15 protein-coding genes are annotated in these 17657 nt (G+C 40.6%); all 15 read left to right on the top strand.

Translation table 11 applies throughout. The features are described 5' to 3' along the window. Nucleotides 1-331: 331 nt before the first annotated feature. A complete protein-coding gene (locus KMW37_RS00075; RefSeq protein WP_215222570.1) occupies nucleotides 332-985 on the top strand; it encodes a hypothetical protein in 654 nt (217 codons plus the stop codon). Between the two features lie 651 nt (nucleotides 986-1636). Beyond that, nucleotides 1637-1954, top strand: coding sequence for a metalloregulator ArsR/SmtB family transcription factor (locus KMW37_RS00070; protein ID WP_215222569.1), 318 nt, complete (start codon nucleotides 1637-1639; stop codon nucleotides 1952-1954). Nucleotides 1955-1958: 4 nt separating this feature from the next. Next, on the top strand, nucleotides 1959-2462 hold the full coding sequence (locus tag KMW37_RS00065) for an SRPBCC family protein (protein WP_215222568.1): 504 nt from the start codon (nucleotides 1959-1961) through the stop codon (nucleotides 2460-2462). Nucleotides 2463-2466: 4 nt separating this feature from the next. Beyond that, nucleotides 2467-2841, top strand: coding sequence for a DoxX family protein (locus KMW37_RS00060; protein WP_215222567.1), 375 nt, complete (start codon nucleotides 2467-2469; stop codon nucleotides 2839-2841). A gap of 13 nt (nucleotides 2842-2854) precedes the next feature. After that, nucleotides 2855-3262 carry a VOC family protein gene (locus tag KMW37_RS00055; protein WP_215222566.1) on the top strand — a complete coding sequence of 136 codons (408 nt, stop codon included), beginning with the start codon at nucleotides 2855-2857 and terminating at the stop codon, nucleotides 3260-3262. Nucleotides 3263-3374: 112 nt separating this feature from the next. Beyond that, complete coding sequence (locus KMW37_RS00050; RefSeq protein ID WP_317195550.1) at nucleotides 3375-3596, top strand: SRPBCC domain-containing protein; 222 nt, start codon at nucleotides 3375-3377, stop codon at nucleotides 3594-3596. Nucleotides 3597-3778: 182 nt separating this feature from the next. Then, the gene (locus KMW37_RS00045; protein ID WP_215222565.1) at nucleotides 3779-4441 is read left to right on the top strand and encodes a DUF998 domain-containing protein; all 663 of its coding nucleotides are present in this window, start codon (nucleotides 3779-3781) and stop codon (nucleotides 4439-4441) included. Next, nucleotides 4419-4796 carry an iron chaperone gene (locus KMW37_RS00040; RefSeq protein WP_215222564.1) on the top strand — a complete coding sequence of 126 codons (378 nt, stop codon included), beginning with the start codon at nucleotides 4419-4421 and terminating at the stop codon, nucleotides 4794-4796. The genes KMW37_RS00045 and KMW37_RS00040 overlap by 23 nt, the downstream gene beginning before the upstream one ends. 177 nt (nucleotides 4797-4973) lie before the next feature. Further along, complete coding sequence (locus tag KMW37_RS00035) at nucleotides 4974-5525, top strand: dihydrofolate reductase family protein (protein WP_215222563.1); 552 nt, start codon at nucleotides 4974-4976, stop codon at nucleotides 5523-5525. A 289-nt stretch (nucleotides 5526-5814) separates the two neighbouring features. Beyond that, complete coding sequence (locus KMW37_RS00030; protein ID WP_215222562.1) at nucleotides 5815-6282, top strand: DinB family protein; 468 nt, start codon at nucleotides 5815-5817, stop codon at nucleotides 6280-6282. 682 nt (nucleotides 6283-6964) lie between these two features. Beyond that, nucleotides 6965-7126, top strand: coding sequence for a hypothetical protein (locus KMW37_RS00025; RefSeq protein ID WP_192010082.1), 162 nt, complete (start codon nucleotides 6965-6967; stop codon nucleotides 7124-7126). A 277-nt stretch (nucleotides 7127-7403) separates the two neighbouring features. After that, nucleotides 7404-9134 (top strand): tetratricopeptide repeat protein, encoded by a 1731-nt coding sequence (locus KMW37_RS00020; RefSeq protein WP_215222561.1) that lies wholly within the window; start codon nucleotides 7404-7406, stop codon nucleotides 9132-9134. A 100-nt stretch (nucleotides 9135-9234) separates the two neighbouring features. Further along, on the top strand, nucleotides 9235-9384 hold the full coding sequence (locus KMW37_RS00015) for a hypothetical protein (protein ID WP_215222560.1): 150 nt from the start codon (nucleotides 9235-9237) through the stop codon (nucleotides 9382-9384). Between the two features lie 180 nt (nucleotides 9385-9564). After that, nucleotides 9565-10038: a hypothetical protein gene (locus tag KMW37_RS00010; protein WP_215222559.1), complete on the top strand. Its 474-nt coding sequence runs from the start codon at nucleotides 9565-9567 to the stop codon at nucleotides 10036-10038. Next, the coding region (locus tag KMW37_RS00005) for an MBG domain-containing protein (protein ID WP_215222558.1) at nucleotides 10035-17657 on the top strand (7623 nt) is incomplete at its 3' end. The genes KMW37_RS00010 and KMW37_RS00005, both read left to right, overlap by 4 nt.

The raw sequence follows: 17657 nt of genomic DNA, 5'->3' as shown, positions 1-17657 counted from the left end.
TTCTTCATGATACTATTCTTGGCATTTGAAATTCCCGTTGTGCAGAACGAATTGTATTTCTAAAAGCCAATGGTAGTAAAGAGTAGATAGACTATTTTTCGGTACTGTTCTTGGTTTATTTCTATTCTAACGAAGGCTTCTTTGCCGGCGATATTGCGATGGAAACCCGTCAATGTCAATATATGGGTGGTAAGTACGACTTTATATGTCTCAAAGAGATGGGATAAATAATATATAAATGTACACTTGTGCACATGGAGTGTCCGCAGGTGTAACATTTTTCAGCCACATTTGACTTTCAAAAATGGAGCAACAAAAAAAAGATTAGAAAATGAAGATGAAGTACATTATCCGAGCTATTTGCCTATTGGTCGTAGGATTCCTGTCCTATCAATATCCATGGTTTGTCTTTTTGCTACTGGCCCTAATGGTTGGGGTATTGTTGTATATGGGGATGGCAAGTGTTGTTTGGTTGATCAGAAATAGGTTTGCATGGCGACGGTTAAGGGTATCGTTAATCCTAGCGGTTATGATAATGATCTGTTTGGGAATAGGGCTCCTTAAACCATTACCAGAGCCCATTTCCTGGACACAGGAGGTAGGAGAGGACCTGCGATATGCCCATAGTACTGACCAAGGGGACAGGATGAACTTAAAATTTTTTCTTCCACCATTTACGGAACAAATGAAAGCACGGGATAGCATACGGTTTGAAGTGGTCAGGGAAATGATTGGAAAGGGACAAATAGAGAAGCCCTGGGACAAGTTCTATGCTTCCTTTATCCTCCATCATAATCCCATGAAGGATAGTTCGATGTATGAACTTGCTCATGAACTCGCCCGCCAGGCTGCTGCTGAGCCAACTATGACAGGGGAATATCAGGTCCAGTGGTTGGCCAAGGCTACCTATGACCGTTGGATGCTTTCTATTGGCCAGCCCCAAAAATATGGAACGCAGGGAGGAGTGAGTTTTTCTATTGAATAGCAAACTATGCTCTATCCTCTAGCCTGTCATGTCTCAGTATTGGTCATACCATACTTTGACGATGGATCGGCTTACAACTTTATTCTGTTTTTTGATTTATTATTAAGATATGAATCTGTAACTACACCTTTCTAATCTGGGAACTTGCAATATTAGTTACGCTAAAAAATATTTAATCTTAGAACCAAGTAGAAGACATAGAGAAAACATCGAGGAGACGTCGTGGAGACGCCGTTGGAATGTCCAATTTTTATTTGGTGGATATGGAAGGGGGGGATTACCTCTTAAACGAAAGGGCCTGCCCTGCAAGCTGGCTACTCATTAAAAACAGTCACTGACCGTTTTCTCTACGCTTGTCGCTCCTATGTGGGGTATTTTGTTTTGGATGTTTTTGTTTTAGAAGGTGGCTTAAATTGAAAATAATGGCAAACAATTAGTTCACTGGTCTTGCCATAAGGTAAGAGACTTTTTGGGGAGGGTAAACTAGGTAGCGACTATTCAAAATGCGCCTATTCTCTGGCTGGGGACAATTTATGAGCGGCCCCGTGAAATATCAATCCATTCAATCTAAATTATAATTTTCAAAGAAAAGATGGAAATTATTTGCGTAGCTAAATAACTTCATTTAAATTGTAGCCAAATAACTACATAATGAAATTAAGAAGAGACATATTTCAAGCTATTTCCGACCCTACAAGACGAGCAATTTTGGTTTTGCTGACCTCACAAGCGATGACTGCAGGAACAATTGCAGAAAACTTTGATGCAGCGAGACCAACGATTTCCAAGCATATTCAAATTTTAAACGAATGTGAGCTTGTAGAAGGCAAGCAACAAGGGAGGGAAATCTACTATGTGCTGAAAATAGAAAAAATGAAAGAAATCGATAAGTGGTTGGAACAGTTCAGAAAAATATGGGAAAATCGTTTTGACCAACTTGACAATTTATTATCAAAACTAAAAAAATAGAAAAATGAAAAATAATCTGTTATTCGACTTTACTGTTGATAAAAAAACAAGCACCGTTTTCGTAAACCGAGAATTTGATGCAGAACAACCAATGGTTTGGGATGCTTTTACAAAACAGGATCTCCTAGATCAATGGTGGGCACCGCAGCCCTGGAAATCGAAAACAAAGTATATGAACTTTGAAGAAGGCGGACGAAGATTTTATGCCATGGTTAGTCCTGAAGGCGAGGAACATTGGTCGGTTCAGGACTTTACTTCAATTTCACCAAAGGACAATTTCCAGTTCATGGACGCTTTTGCTGACAAGGATGAAAACATCAACGAGCAATTTCCATCTGCTAAGTGGAGTCTGGACTTTAGTGAAAGCAAAGGCACTACAACAGTGAAAATTTCCATTAAACACGAAAAACTTGAAGACCTTGAAATGCATATACAAATGGGCTTCAAAGAAGGGTTTACAGCAACATTGAACCATTTAGCGGAATTATTATCAAACCTTAAAAATTAAGACAATGAAAAGGAACCTAATCATTTTTTGGACGGCCATTATTATCATAGCACTTTGGGAAGCCGTTATGCCAATAAGTACTTGGATTTTTGCATCGGAGTATATTACTGTTGGTACAAATGCCTTAGGTTATCCCGATTATTTTGCCTACTCATTAATAATAGCAAAAGTCCTGGGGGTTATTGCAATCACTTACCCTAAAACACCAGAAAAGCTAAAAGAATGGGCTTATGCAGGCCTTTCATTTACCCTTATTTTTGCATTCATTAGCCACGCTCATGTAGATAAAAATATGGGTTATATGATCATGCCCTTGGTTTTCTTGGGCATACTTGCACTATCCTATTATTACAAAAACAAAATTCAAACAATAAATTAACGACCGAAATAAAATGGCAAAACAAATCTTTATCAACTTACCAGTAAAGGACGTGGATAAATCAATGGACTTTTACACGGCATTAGGATTTACAAATAATCCTCAATTTTCAGACAACACCACAAAATGTATGGTGTGGAGCGAAACCATTTTTGTAATGTTAATGGAACACGAAAAGTTTTCAACCTTTGCAACGAAGCCCATAGCAGACACAAAAGGGAATATAGCAGGACTTTTTTCTTTGTCTGCCGATAGTGTAGATGAAATGAATGAAATCTTGGGAAACGGATTAAGAGGAGGCGGAACTGAACCAAGCGAATTAAGGGATTATGGTTTTATGCAACAGCGGACAATTGAAGATTTTGACGGACATACTTGGGAAGTATTCCATATGGATATGTCAAAAATGCCAACTGAATAAACAGATGGAAAATAAGCTGTTTTTATCCGGATAGCTTGGTACAGCGGCTACTAATTGTCCACTTATGATTGATGTCTACAAGTGGACAGAAAGAAAAACACCATAACAATAAATAAGCGTTTTTTGGCTGACCGTCCATTGGTTTGGGCCAGAACCACTATCAAACAAAACCAAATCAATGGATTTTAGAGAAGGTGGACATTGGCATTTTGCAATGGCCAAACCTAATGGAACGGAATATTGGAGTTTGGTAGAATATCAAAGAATTCAGCCAATTGATTACTTTACAGCCATAGACGGAATTGGTAACGAACAAGGCGAAATCAACGAATAACTTCCTCGGGCCAAACAGAAAGTGACATTTTTGGATAATGCCGATTTTACAATGTTTCAAACTGTTATAACCTATGATTCACTTGAGGATTTGGAAACGATAATAAAAATGGAAGACGGAATGAAATCCACATTAGAAAGGTTGGGCAAAATATTATTAATCTTAAATAAAACCAGTCAAATATGAAATCACAAACAACAGATTTTGGCAAGCTTTCGATTTTTTCAAGCATTTTAGCAGTTGTTCTAGCAATTATTGTTCATTTTATAAATCCCGAAATTGACCCATCTTGGCAGCCAATTAGCGAAACAGCTCTCGGTAATAATGGTTGGCTAATGAACATGGCATTTTTATTAATGACTATGGGTATTGTGTTTTTCATTTTGCAATCAAGAAGGTGTTATACAAATCTTGGAGGAAAAATCGGAAAGATATTTTTGGCAATTACGGCAATAGGCTTTTTAATGGCAGGGTTCTTCAACACAGACCCGGCAATTATTCCAAAAGAGCAAACAACTATCAGCGGATTAATCCATAGCGTGGGGGCAGGTTTTTTGGTTTTTTTAGTAATTGCTTCATTGCTATTCACTTGGGTTTTTATTAAAAATCCGAACTATAAAAACCATAAGACTCCAGTCTTGCTAATAACAATTCTGCTTTGGGTTTTGGAAATTTATGTGATAATGGATATGGTAACGGAACTACCTAAAAACAATGGGGATTTGGGTCCGAATGTTTTAATCGGTTGGTCAGGAAGAATAGTTTTGTTATGCTGTGTTCTTTGGTTAATCACCATTTCATTGCAAACGAAAAAATATAAAAATGGACAAACCCAAAACGGTTGAGGACTATTTTAATGCTCAACCAGAAACAACAAAAAAAGCACTTATAGAATTAAAAAAGTGTATTCTCAAAGTTAAACCTGATGCGACTGAAATGTTTAACTACAATATTCCTGCCTACTCATTAGTGGAAGGAGGAAAGAGAGAACAGCAAATTATGATTGCAGGCTACAGAAAGCACGTTGGACTATATCCTCACCCAACAACTATGAAAAAGTTCGACTCGGAATTAAGTGAATTTAAAAGAGGGAAAGGTTCGGTCCAATTCCTATTGGACAAACCGTTACCAAAAGACCTGATTGAGAGAATGGTTAAGTACCGAATGGAACTAATATTGAAGGAAAAAAGCAACAGTTAATAAAGCATAACTGCAAATGCTGCAGATTCAACTACTTCCGAATCCACTCGAAATTACTAACATCAGTGCTTAACGGAAAATTAACGAATGCAAATCCGAAACTGACGGTTATTCGAGACCGTTGGCTGCATCGGAGAAAACTATTTTCAAAAATCAAAAGTGGAGCAATAAACAAATATGAGGAAAATAATTGCAGCATTAAATATGACACTTGACGGGATTTGCGACCATACTGCTGGAATACCCGATGAAGAAATACATCGACATTATGCCGAATTATTAGGTCAAGGAGGCGCAATTCTTTATGGTAGGATAACGTATCAACTTATGGAGTTTTGGCGAACGATTTTAGAAAATCCATCCGAGCTACAATCAATGAATGACTTTGCTATGGCTATTGACAAAATCCCAAAAATTGTTTTCTCCCATACGCTTACAAATATCGAATGGAAAAGTGCGACGATGGCAAAACGCGATTTAGAAAATGAAGTATTAGAACTTAAGATACAATCGGGAAAAGATATTCTTGTTGGTAGTCGCAGTTTAATTATACAACTATTGAAACTTAACTTAATTGATGAATTGCAACTTTGCATATATCCAATGGTGGAAGGAAAGGGTTTGCCATTCTTTGAAGATATAAAAGACAGGATTATTTTTAAACTCGTTAAGACTAGAACCTTTAAAAGCGGTGCTTTACTTCTTTATTATCAACCGAAAAACAAATGAGAAAAAACACTTGGTTTTAAAGGAATAAGTATGTCAGATCTTACTATCCTGGGAATATGTTATTTCTTTTATTTTGGACGAATTATAATCTTGGGAGCTGGTAGGAGAAAAGAGGAGATGAGGAGGGGACGTCCAAATTTTATTTGGTAGATATGGAAGGGGAGAAAGGGTAGGTGCCTTATAGGGATGCTCCAATGACTAGTCAAGATATAAATGAAGTATATGGTCCAACTGAAGAGGGTAATAATCAAATTCAAGAAAAAATAAATACACTTTTCGACATTAAATAATGACTCAAACTGAATTAATCATTTTAAATTTTAAAGAAATAAGGAGGAGAAGCATAGCACTCTGGAAGGGACTTCCAAAAGGTCATTATAGCTGGAAACCTGATGAAAATGCCATGACGGCTATTGAAATGGTTAGACACGTGCTAGAAGCTGACTACGGTTGGGATATTATCATTAATAATGGTGACATGTCAAACTATAGCAGTCCTTGGGAGAATAGACCCTTTCAGAGCGTTGAAGATGAGCTTGAATTTGCTCAACCGTATCGGGAAATATTTCTGAATAGTGTACAGAAATTTTCAGACAGAGAGCTTATTGAAACTAATATTATTCATCCGGGTAATGGGGAATTAAAACCACTCGGCCAATATTTATTACGAATAGGGTATCATGAATCTGTCCATGCGGGACAATTTATTTCGTGCCTCAGAGGAATGGGAATAGAGCGACCATTTATATGGGATTAATAAATGAAAATTACATTCAACAAAATCTAAATGCATGCGGGCGGGCAGGGATGAAATGATAGGCATCGACTGGGTGAAGAATGCTTCTTTAAACGTATCTTCTGGGAATTTGTAATTTCCATTTTCGGATTTTATAGCTTTCTCGAGGATGTTAAAATATATAATCTTTCCAAGAATTAATTTACCCGAAGGCAAGGTGTCCCCAAGACATCCCCTAGGTATATGGTAGAAAGGTGCTAGGGAGATGGGAAAAAGTAGGAGGGGTATTAGTCAGGAGTATTGGGTCTTGATACGGAAGACTGAAGATAGGGGATTTGTCGAACTGTTGAACTGTTGAACCTGCCTTGCGGCAGCCAGACTGGGAAATAGGGAGGGTGCGAAGAGGGAAGAATGGGACGGGAGACTGGGAATCACGGAGGGCGTGGAGTTCACTGAGGATGTAATGGGTTGTAATTCTCAGGGGAGGATAATGGGTTTGATCGGAGTCTGGAGACTCCTACTATTATTAAGTTCCAAGTCACCGCTGTGCTAAAGACTTGGAACAACTGAATGGAAGAAAGTAGCTGAGTCGGAGACTCAGGTTTAGGTGGTCCTGCACCTGTGCACCGTGGCGTAGCTCAGCTGGCAGGACTACGGGGAGTAGTTTAGCTGTCAGGACAACGGGAATTCACTAAATTGTAATATGAAGGAAAGGAAAGACGATATCACTAGACAGATAGAAAACTTCAAACGCAAGATGAAGTCACAAATGCCTAAAATAAGGAAGGAAATTAAGGTATATGAAAATAACGTGGCTATGGGGATCCAAAACAAACATCCCCAAATAGCTCCTCAATTTAAATAATTCATGCCTCAACTTTTGGTAATTGCTGGATGAAATGGAGCAGGGGACGTTTTTCTGAATACTTTAAAGGGCATTGAAAGTACGGGGGACGCGGAGTGAGCTGTGGAAGATAGTAGTTGAGTCGGAGACTCAAGTTTAGGTGGTCCTGCACCTGTGCGCCGTGGCGTAGTTTAGCTGTCAGGACAACGGATTCGTATGACTTTTGGGAAGGTACTGGAAATTCGGGATTTTTTTATTTTCTTGCACTTTCATAAAAAGTTGGCTTTTTAAAAGAATAATGTTGGAGTTTTTCATCCGATCAACCCGATTGAAGGGTTTTGTTTTGATATCCATTTTACTGGTACTTATTTCTTCTCAGGGCAAGGCCCAATATTCCAAGTTGCTTCATAAACCACATGTTGAGCAAAAGGAGATATTATCTGAATTATATTTTAGTGCCAGCGACGGCGGTTTTCCTTTCAAAGCTTTTGCTGATACCATAGCAGGGATGCGTGAACTAGCCACTAAAGAAAAGGATCCTAACTTGTTGATGGAAGCAGATCTGTTGGAAGCTTTTTATAAAGTCTTTAATGGATTGGGAACGGTGGATCTGTTGATACAGGTTCAAAAGGAAAGTAAAGCAAAAGGATTTCAATATATTGCCAGTAGAGCTGCCAATGCCATCGCTGGCGTCTATTGGGGGGATATGGAATTTCAAAAATCCATTCATTGGCACCTTCTGCTGGATGAGCTGATCAGTAAAATGGGCATTGAAGAATTTCCTGACAAAGCCATCTTCCTCCAGCAAATAGGAAATGACTTCTTTTTTTTCGGAGATTATAAAAAGGCAATTTCCTATTTTCGAAGAGTGGCGGAGCTGACCTTGGATGATTTTTATATCTACGCCTATCGACATTCATTCAATAACCTGGGGCTTTCTTACCGTGAAATCGGTGATTTGGATAGCTCAGACTATTATTTTGAACGCTTGTTGGTGCATGCAGATACCACTTCTGAACAGTGGGTCGGGATAGCCTCCGGAAATTTGGGTTTCAATCATTTCCTCAAAGGGGAATTTGATGCTGCAATTCCCTATTTGGAAACCGACAACCGGATTGCCGAACAATTTGAGGATTTTGGATTAGCAGCGGGCTCATGTATTCCGATTGCTGATATCTATATTCAGCAAGGGAACCTATCGCTGGCAAGAACCTACATCGATAAAGCCATAGGATATATTCAACGTTCTGGTCAGACCGATCGCTATGCACAGTTGTATCCGGTGATGAGCAAATGGGAAGCGTCAATGAATCAGCCCGAAATGGCAACTGCCTACCTGGATTCTGCCCTTATTTTCCAAAAAAGAGTGAATGAGAAATTCAGTGCCCTCAAGCTGATGCGGGCAAATCAAGAAGTAATGGCTAGCAAAAGGGAAAGGGAAATTCTAAGACTACAAGACGAGGCGGAAAGAAATAAAATGACCCGGAATTTTATTATTGGAGGCTTGGTATTATTGTTGCTTGTCTTTTTGATAGTATATCAAATTCAGGTTGGACGAAACAAAGCAGAAAGTAAGCTGAAGACCATTGAGTTGGAACAGACCCATCTAGATTTGGAAAATGCCAGAAACCAGCTGAAAACCTACCTCAACAAAATCAAGGACAATTCCAGACTTATTCAATCGCTTGAAAAATCACAGCCCACAGTTGTGCAGCAGAAATTATTGGATGAGCTTAAAGTAAGTACGATTTTGACAGAGGTAGACTGGGACTCATTTCAGAAGCAATTCGCCAAAGTTTTTCCTGATTTGATTGCAGACATGCAAAAAAAATATCCATCTCTTTCACCAGCTGAACTTCGCTTTTTGCTCCTTACCAAATTGGAAATTCCAAAAGCGCAAATCGCAAATGCCCTGGGGATTTCTCCGGCATCTCTTCGGGTGACCTGGTATAGAATCCGAAAAAAGCTGGATTTACCCAAAGATTATTCAGCTTCCCAGTTTTTGGAAAAGCTCGTTTCTGAGCCCTGAAGGCCTGTTTTTTTATTTGTAACGCTTTTGTAACGCCCCAGAATGTTATTTTTTGGAAGCTTGGAACTATGTTTAACCCTTTAGTTAAACTTGTTCTCAAATGTCAAAACGCAAATCAATTCTTTGGGGGGTAATATTTCTGTTGGTGGTAGTTGGGTTTTTGGTCTACTGTTTTTTTGAGAAAAAGGAAAGAGCGATAGAAGAAAACATTCAACAATTAGAAAAAACTGATGGTTTCAATTCCAAATAAGTTCTCCAATTTTTTGTTAAAAAATGGAGTTATTCCACACTGGGTTCAGCTTTCAAAAAGCTATTTCATGCGGTTTCCATGGTGTTGCAGTAAAACTACCAAAAGCGCAGAAATAGGCTTGCACAGATTATGAATGCGTCCAAAAAAACTGACGTCTTATTGATTTTACATTTAAATTCCATGAAAAAACTTTACTCTTATCACCATTTAAAATGGGTTTCCACTTTATTAATTTTCCTGTTTTCAATACCATCTTTATTGGGTCAGTCTTTTACAGAGGATTTTGAAGTTCCTATTGTGGGTAGCCCTTCCAGTTTCAGTAAAACAATAGCAGGTGTACAATTTAATTTTGTTTTTACAAATGCGGGAGATCATGGGAGGTTTTTATCTTACAATCTCGGAGAATCGCATAATCCTGCTGCTGTCTCTGTGGAATCCAATACATACATACCCTATACTCAGGAAGTAGTAACTATTTCAAGGGATGATGGACTGCCGTTTGAGTGCACAAGCCTTTTTATAAGAAATTCAGGAGGAACAAACGTTCAGATTCAGGGATCTTTGGCTGGGACTTGTGTTGGTTCTCCAAACCTTTTGCTTAAGAAATTTCATCAAGGGATTTTTTCATCTCTCTTAAAATCAAAATACTCATGAATCGAATTACGAACTTCTTTGCTGGAATTGTTCTCTTTTTCCTATTCTCTATTTCTCAATCATTTTCTCAGACAATAGGTTTTGAGTCCTTATCCAATTATCAAGGCTTGGGCTTAAGCTATTCTGAAGGAGGTTTTACTTTTTCTATCAATGATCCAGGAGGAGGAAAACAGATAATTGCTAGAACTGGTTTAGGCTATGTGAATTCCACCACGCTTTATGATAATAATTTGGCAGTAGGGGGAATCAATACATGGACTATAATCAAAAATGATGGAACTGAGTTTCAGTTTAAAAATATTTACTTGCAGGATGCAGGCTTTGCGTCAACATCTGGTACCATCCAGGGTTTTAAGGATGGATTTGCGGTAACGGCGAAGAAAAACATCAATTTTAATGGATATAAGGATTATTCCTCAGATGCTGACTTTTTTGATGTTGATGAAATAAGAATAGAGGCGCTTGATATCAATTTTTATCTGGACCATTTTGTCTATGGCCCTGTTCCTCCAGCTAATACTCCCCCTACTGCTTCCAGCTTTACCGCTGGCAGCGGCCCTTATGAGAATTTGACCTATGCTTTTTCAACAGCAAACTTTGGATATTCTGACAGCGATGGGGATCCTATCAGCCATGTCTTAATAGAATCCCTGCCAGGTGAGGGAACCTTATATATGGATGCCGATGATGATGACGTTTACGATGCAGGAGAGGAAGTCAGCATCAATGACCAGATCAGCAAAGCGGATTTGGATGCAGGCAATTTACAGTATATCCAAAATGGCAGCACCGATACCTCATTCCAGTTTGAGGTAAGTGATGGATTAGATTACAGTTCAGGAGATTATATCGCGACATTAAATATTACCCCTGTTCCCACGGTTACACTTTATTTGACTAAGGCAGAAGACTTTGAAGGAAACTCCTCAGATAAGATGATCCAGGTTAATCTTTCACATTCTTTTGTGGCACCAGTCACGGTGAATCTAGATTTCGGAGGTACGGCAACTGGGTCAGGAGTTGATTATTCGGTTCTTGTAAACCCAGTTATAATCAATCCTGGAACTACAATTGGGATGAGTGCTATTAGATTGGTTCATGATGCCCTGTATGAAGGAGATGAGACTATAACCATTGATATTGCTTCTGTGATGAATGGGGTTGAAAATGGTGCTCAACAACAAACTTTTACAATTTTGGAAGATGATCTCGCACCAACAGTTTCGCTCGAAGTAGTGGATTTTTGGAATCCTATTACTGATGAAAGTGGCGGTTATGCTTTTGTTAGGGGGAAAATTGATGCAGTAGCAGGAACGTCGATAACTATCCCTTTAAGCTTTTCAGGAACGGCGGTTGAAGGAACCGATTATGAAACTACTTATCCCACGATTACCCTATCTCCAGGACAAACCATGGACAGTATTCGGGTGAAATCCCTTTTGGATGGAATAGAAGAAGGAGATGAGACCATTATTATTGATATGGGTGCTCCGACCAATGCAATTAAAGGCAGCCCGGATCAGGTGACTTTGACCATCAAGGATGAAGATTTGGCTGCTCCTAAGGATTATACCGTAGAAATTAATCAGGGCCCGATTCTTCCGTCCAATTCATCCGATGTCAGTTTTACCTTTACCAATGCCGAAATAGACGCGACCTATAATTATCTATTTACCAGTGCTGCAGGGGGAAGTACCGTTTCGGGGTCTGGAACAATTTCTTCCACTGATCAAACCATTTCCAATATTGATCTAAGTGGATTGTCAGATGGTACCATTACACTTTCGGTGGACCTGACGGATTCATTCAATAATACCGGTGCCACAGTCCAAGATATTGCAGAAAAATTGGCCAGTATCCCTCCTTTCATGACGGGGGTTCCAACGGATATTACTGTGACCGAAGGAGTACCAAGCAGTATTGATCTGTCAGGATCCACTTTAGGTGATCCTGATGCAGCACCTGATGATGTGTTGGGAATCACATATATTGCTTTGGGAGGAACACCTTCTTTTAATCCTGGAGTTGGTATTACAGTCAGCCAGCCAGTTCCTGGAGTTTGGACTACTTCGGGTACTATTTCAGACTTAAACACCTACCTGAGTGATCTATCCTCTATTATGTTTACCAGCAATCCAGGAGTAATAGGGGATAATGCCGGAAGCATTGATTTAATCGGGAACGATGGACTAGTAGGTGCGTCATTTGGTACTGTTAATATCGATGTGGTCACACCTACTTTAATTTCCATCAATGATGTTACGGTAGCTGAAGGCGATGCAGGTACTTCCCCCCTACGGTTTACCGTATCATTAGATGCTCCAGCTCCGGCAGGCGGAGCTACGGTTGATTATGCCACATCGGATGGAACTGCGATAGCAGGATCTGATTATACAGCTATTAGTGGAACACTAAGTTTTGCAGCAGGGGAAACAAGCAAGACGATTGATGTGCCCGTTTCCGGAGACACAGAAGTAGAAGGAAGTGAAATATTTACATTGACTCTTAGCAATCCAAGTGGAACTGGTGTATTACTTGGTGATGCTGCAGGGACAGGATTGATTTTCAATGATGATTTCAAAAAAGCGACCAGGATTTATTGGACCAATGAAGAAAAAATACAATCTGCCAAGCTAGATGGCTCCGATATTCAAACAGTGCTGACTGGATTTTATGTAGGGGTTCGTATTGATAACATTAATCAAAAGATTTATTTCAATGAGGTTGATGGTGGTATATTCAAAGCAGACCTAGATGGATCCAATGTAGAAACTTTAATTCCCGGAGCAGAAGCAAATGGATTTGCATTGGATCTTGCCAATAACAAAATATACTGGTCACAATTTGTTTCCGGAAAAATAAGAAGAGCGAATTTAGATGGGACAATTGCGGAAGATATCATCTCATCAACAAATGATCCTTTTGAAGTCTGGGTAGACAATTTCAACAATAAATTATTTTGGGCTTCCTACAATAATAAGACATTTTCAAGTTCGAATTTGGATGGAACAAATAAAGTGCAAATAATATCTGGAGGGGTCAGTCAGCCATGGGGTATTCAGTCGGATGCATTGAATGGTAAGGTGTACTTTACAGATCATTCTCAATTGAGAAGAGCTGATTTGGATGGATCGAACATTGAGAGTTTGTCTGCCAATGGAATTCCAGAAGGATTGGATATTGATCCAGAGGCAGACAAAGTATATTATGGAGGATCAGGTATCCGAATAGTAGATTTAGATGGAAATGGTGATGCGGAAATAATACCATTTGCATCTTCAGGCACTGTTAGGGGAATTGCACTGAGTACTGAAGATATTGATGTTTCTGTCTCTGTGGATGATCCAAGTGTAACTGAAGGAAATTCAGGTACTACCACCTTAACCTTTACTGTAAGTCTGGATAATCCAGCTCCGGTAGGCGGCGCAACCGTTGACTATGCCACATCCGATGGATCAGCGATAGCAGGATCTGATTATACAGCTATTAGTGGAACTTTGAATTTTGCAGAAGGAGAGACCAGTAAGACGGTAAATATCAGTGTTATAGGTGATGAAACAGTGGAGATGGATGAGACTCTTACTCTTACCCTGTCTAACCCGACGGGTACCGGTGTACTCCTTGCAGATGGTTCTGGTCTAGGAACTATTATTAATGATGATCAGGCATCCGTCACCATCGCAGATGTATCTGTGAATGAATCCGATGGAAATGCAACGATTACTGCGATATTGGATCATGGGGTTCAGGGAGGATTTTCTGTAGATGTCATTACGGCAGATGGCACTGCCACCACCGCAGATGCAGATTATACAGCTGTGACATCTCAAACTCTCACTTTTGCTGGTACGTCTGGTGAGTCTAAGACTTTCCAGATTCCAATTACAGATGATTACAAAGTAGAAACAGACGAAACGGTGTCCATTTCTATGAGTAACCTTGCAGGTACTACATTAAATGTAGACATCTCAGATGCAGCGACATTGACTATATCGAATGATGATCAAGCTTCTGTGACTATCGCTGATGTTAGTGGAAATGAAGATGATGGGGCTATTACGGTTACTGCAAGCCTGGATAATGCAGTTGTAGGTGGATTTACTGTGAATGTCAGTTCATTGGATGGAACAGCCATAGCTGGAGTTGATTATACTTCTGTTTTGACTAGTCTAATCTTTGCTGGAACAGCTGGAGAAACTCAAGCATTTACTGTTATTCCTACTTCAGATGCAGTTGTTGAAGCTAATGAAACAGTACTGATATCCATGAGTGGTCTGGTACCTTCTATTGTTTCTCCTGGATCGATTGATATTACAGATGGGGCGGTGGTCACTATTTTGAATGATGATGTAAATGCTCCAAGCACTCCAGATTTAGCTGCAAGCAGTGATTCGGGAAGTAGTCAAACAGATAATATTACCAATGATTTAACACCGACCTTCTCAGGGACAGCATTGGCAAATAGTACTGTTACTGTTATCAGTAGTAAAGATGGTTCATTGGGTACCACAACTGCCAATGGATCCGGTAATTGGACCTTTACTGCTGGAAGTGTATCTACAGGAAGACATACCATTACTGCTACCCAAGCTGATTTGGCAGGCAATAACAGTCCTGCCTCGAGTGGTTTGTCGGTAACTTTTGATGTCAACCCTCCATCTCTGATATTAAAATCCGGTTCCACTAACCGTACTTTGAACCAAGATGGAATTTCACCTCCACTCTCCATATCTGAATTGTTGCTCATTGCGATTTTTGACGATTATACACCACAAGGAAATATACAATCAAGCTTAAGTAAATCAGTTTTCAATTGCTCTGATGTTGGAACCAATTCTGTAACTGTTACAGTAACCGACCTTGCAGGAAATGCTAAGATTGGGAACGCCAATGTCAATATTGTTGATGCAACAAAACCAACCATTCAAGCAAAATCAACGATCACACTTAATGTGGATTCTTTTGGGACAGTTGATTTGAACGTTGGAATGATTGATGAAGGTTCGACAGATAATTGTGGTATTAGCTCACAAGTTTTAAGTCAAACTTTATTTGACAGAACGGATGAAGGATCCAATACAGTGAAATACACTGTTACCGATGTTAATGGTAATTCATCTGAAGTGGATATCGAGGTTATTATCGTGGTGGTTCCCAAAGTACTCAATGTGACAGTTGATCCTGGACAAAGCAAAGTATATGGGGATCTCGACCCAGCATTTACTTATCAGGCTTCTGGCTTCGAAGGAGGAGATGATAAAGGGATTATAACTGGAGCTCTCTCGAGAGATGCAGGAAGTGATGTAGGGACTTATGCCATCAAACAAGGATCACTTGATGCAGGTCCTAATTATACGATCAACTACATCAGTGCAGACTTTGGAATTACCCCAGCAGCATTGACGGTAACGGCTGATGACAAGAGCAAGGTTTACGGTGAGACTGATCCAGCCTTGAGCGTTTCCTATTCAGGCTTTGTGAACAGTGATGATGAAACATCCCTAGGCGGGACATTGAATATCAGCAGAGCAGCCGGAGAGGATGTAGGCACCTATGCCATTACCGCATCAGGTTATACCTCATCGAACTATACTATCAGTTATACCGATGGCAATATGGAGATTACCCAGGCAGCGCTGACAGTAACTGCTGATGACCAGAGCAAGGTCTATGGAGCAGCAGATCCAAGCTTAACAGTAAGCTATTCAGGCTTTGTAAACGGAGATGATGCCACTACCCTGGGCGGCATCTTGGATGTAAGCCGAGCAGCCGGAGAAGACGTTGGCACCTATGCCATTACCGCATCAGGTTATACTTCATCGAACTATACCATTAGCTATACAGACGGCAATATGGAGATTACCCAGGCGGCCTTAACAGTAACGGCCGATGACCAAAGCAAGGTCTACGGAGCGACCGACCCAAGTTTAACAGTAAGCTATTCAGGCTTTGTAAACAGTGATGATGCCACTTCCCTTGGCGGTACACTATCAGTAAGCCGAGCAGCAGGAGAGGATGTAGGAACCTATGCGATTTCGGCTTCGGGTTATACTTCATCCAATTATGCCATCAGTTATGTGGACGGCAATATGGAGATTGCCCAGGCAGCCCTGACGGTAACCTCAGATGATCAATCAAAAGTCTACGGTTCAGCAGATCCAAGTTTAACAGTACGCTGTACCGGTTTTGTAAACGGAGATGATGCGACAGCATTGGGCGGTAGTTTGGATGTAAGCCGAGCAGCCGGAGAGGATGTAGGCACTTATGCGATCACTGCATCGGGTTATACTTCATCGAACTATATCATCAGCTATACTGACGGCAGCTTAGAGATTACCCAGGCGGCCTTAACAGTAACGGCCGACGACCAAAGCAAGGTCTACGGAGCAGCAGACCCAAGTCTGAATGTTTCTTATTCAGGTTTTGTGAATGGAGATGATGCCACTGCCCTGGGCGGGACATTGAATATCAGCCGTGCAACTGGTGAGGATGTAGGCACTTATGCGATCACCGCATCAGGTTATACTTCATCGAACTATACCATTAGCTATACCGATGGCAATATGGAGATCACGCAGGCAGCCTTGACGGTAACGGCCGATGACCAAAGCAAGGTCTACGGAGCAGCCGACCCAAGTTTAACAGTAAGTTATACCGGCTTTTTAAACGGAGATGATGAAACAGCCTTGGGCGGTACCTTGGATGTAAGCCGAGCCGCCGGAGAGAATGTTGGAACCTATGCGATTTCGGCTTCGGGTTATACCTCTGGTAACTATACCATCAGCTATACAGACGGTAACTTTGAGATTATCCAGGCGGCCTTAACAGTAACGGCCGACGACCAGAGCAAGGTCTACGGAGCATCCGACCCAAGTTTAACAGTAAGCTATTCAGGTTTTGTGAACGGAGATGATGAAACAGCCTTGGGCGGTACCATGGATGTGAGCCGAGCAGCCGGAGAGGATGTGGGCACTTATGCGATCACCGCATCAGGTTATACCTCATCCAATTATGCCATCAGCTATATGGATGGCAGCTTAGCGATTAACCAGGCGGCTTTAGCCATATCAGCAGATGATCAATCCAAAGTGTACGGTGAAACTGATCCTGCCTTGAGCGTTTCCTATTTAGGCTTTGTAAACGGTGATGATGCCACATCCCTTGGAGGTACACTGGATATCAGCCGTACAACTGGTGAGGATGTGGGCACCTATGCGATCACTGCATCGGGTTATACTTCTTTTAATTATACCATCAGTTATATGGACGGCAACCTTGAAATAAGCCAGGCCAGCCTATCGGTCATTGCCGATGAGCAGACCAAGGTCTATGGCACGGCAGATCCTGTATTGGGCTATACTGCTTCCGGTTTTGTCAATGGTGATGATGAGAACATTTTGACAGGAAGCTTAAGCAGAGCAGCAGGTGAGTCAATTGGTGTATATGATATTAATTTGGGCAGCTTGTCCGCAGGGGATAATTATAATATTGTCTACCAGTCAGCCACGCTTACCATCCAGGGCATGAAGATCGAGGAGGTCTACGAGCCTGCTGCAGTTACCGTGGACTGGGGAGTGGCCGTTGATGGCATATTGCTACCTGAAACGGTACTGGTAAGG

Origin of the sequence: Echinicola shivajiensis (assembly GCF_018642165.1) — a bacterium.
Lineage (GTDB): Bacteria > Bacteroidota > Bacteroidia > Cytophagales > Cyclobacteriaceae > Echinicola > Echinicola shivajiensis.
The sequence above is the reverse complement of the archived record's forward strand: the minus strand, read 5'-3'. Positions and strand labels throughout refer to the sequence as shown.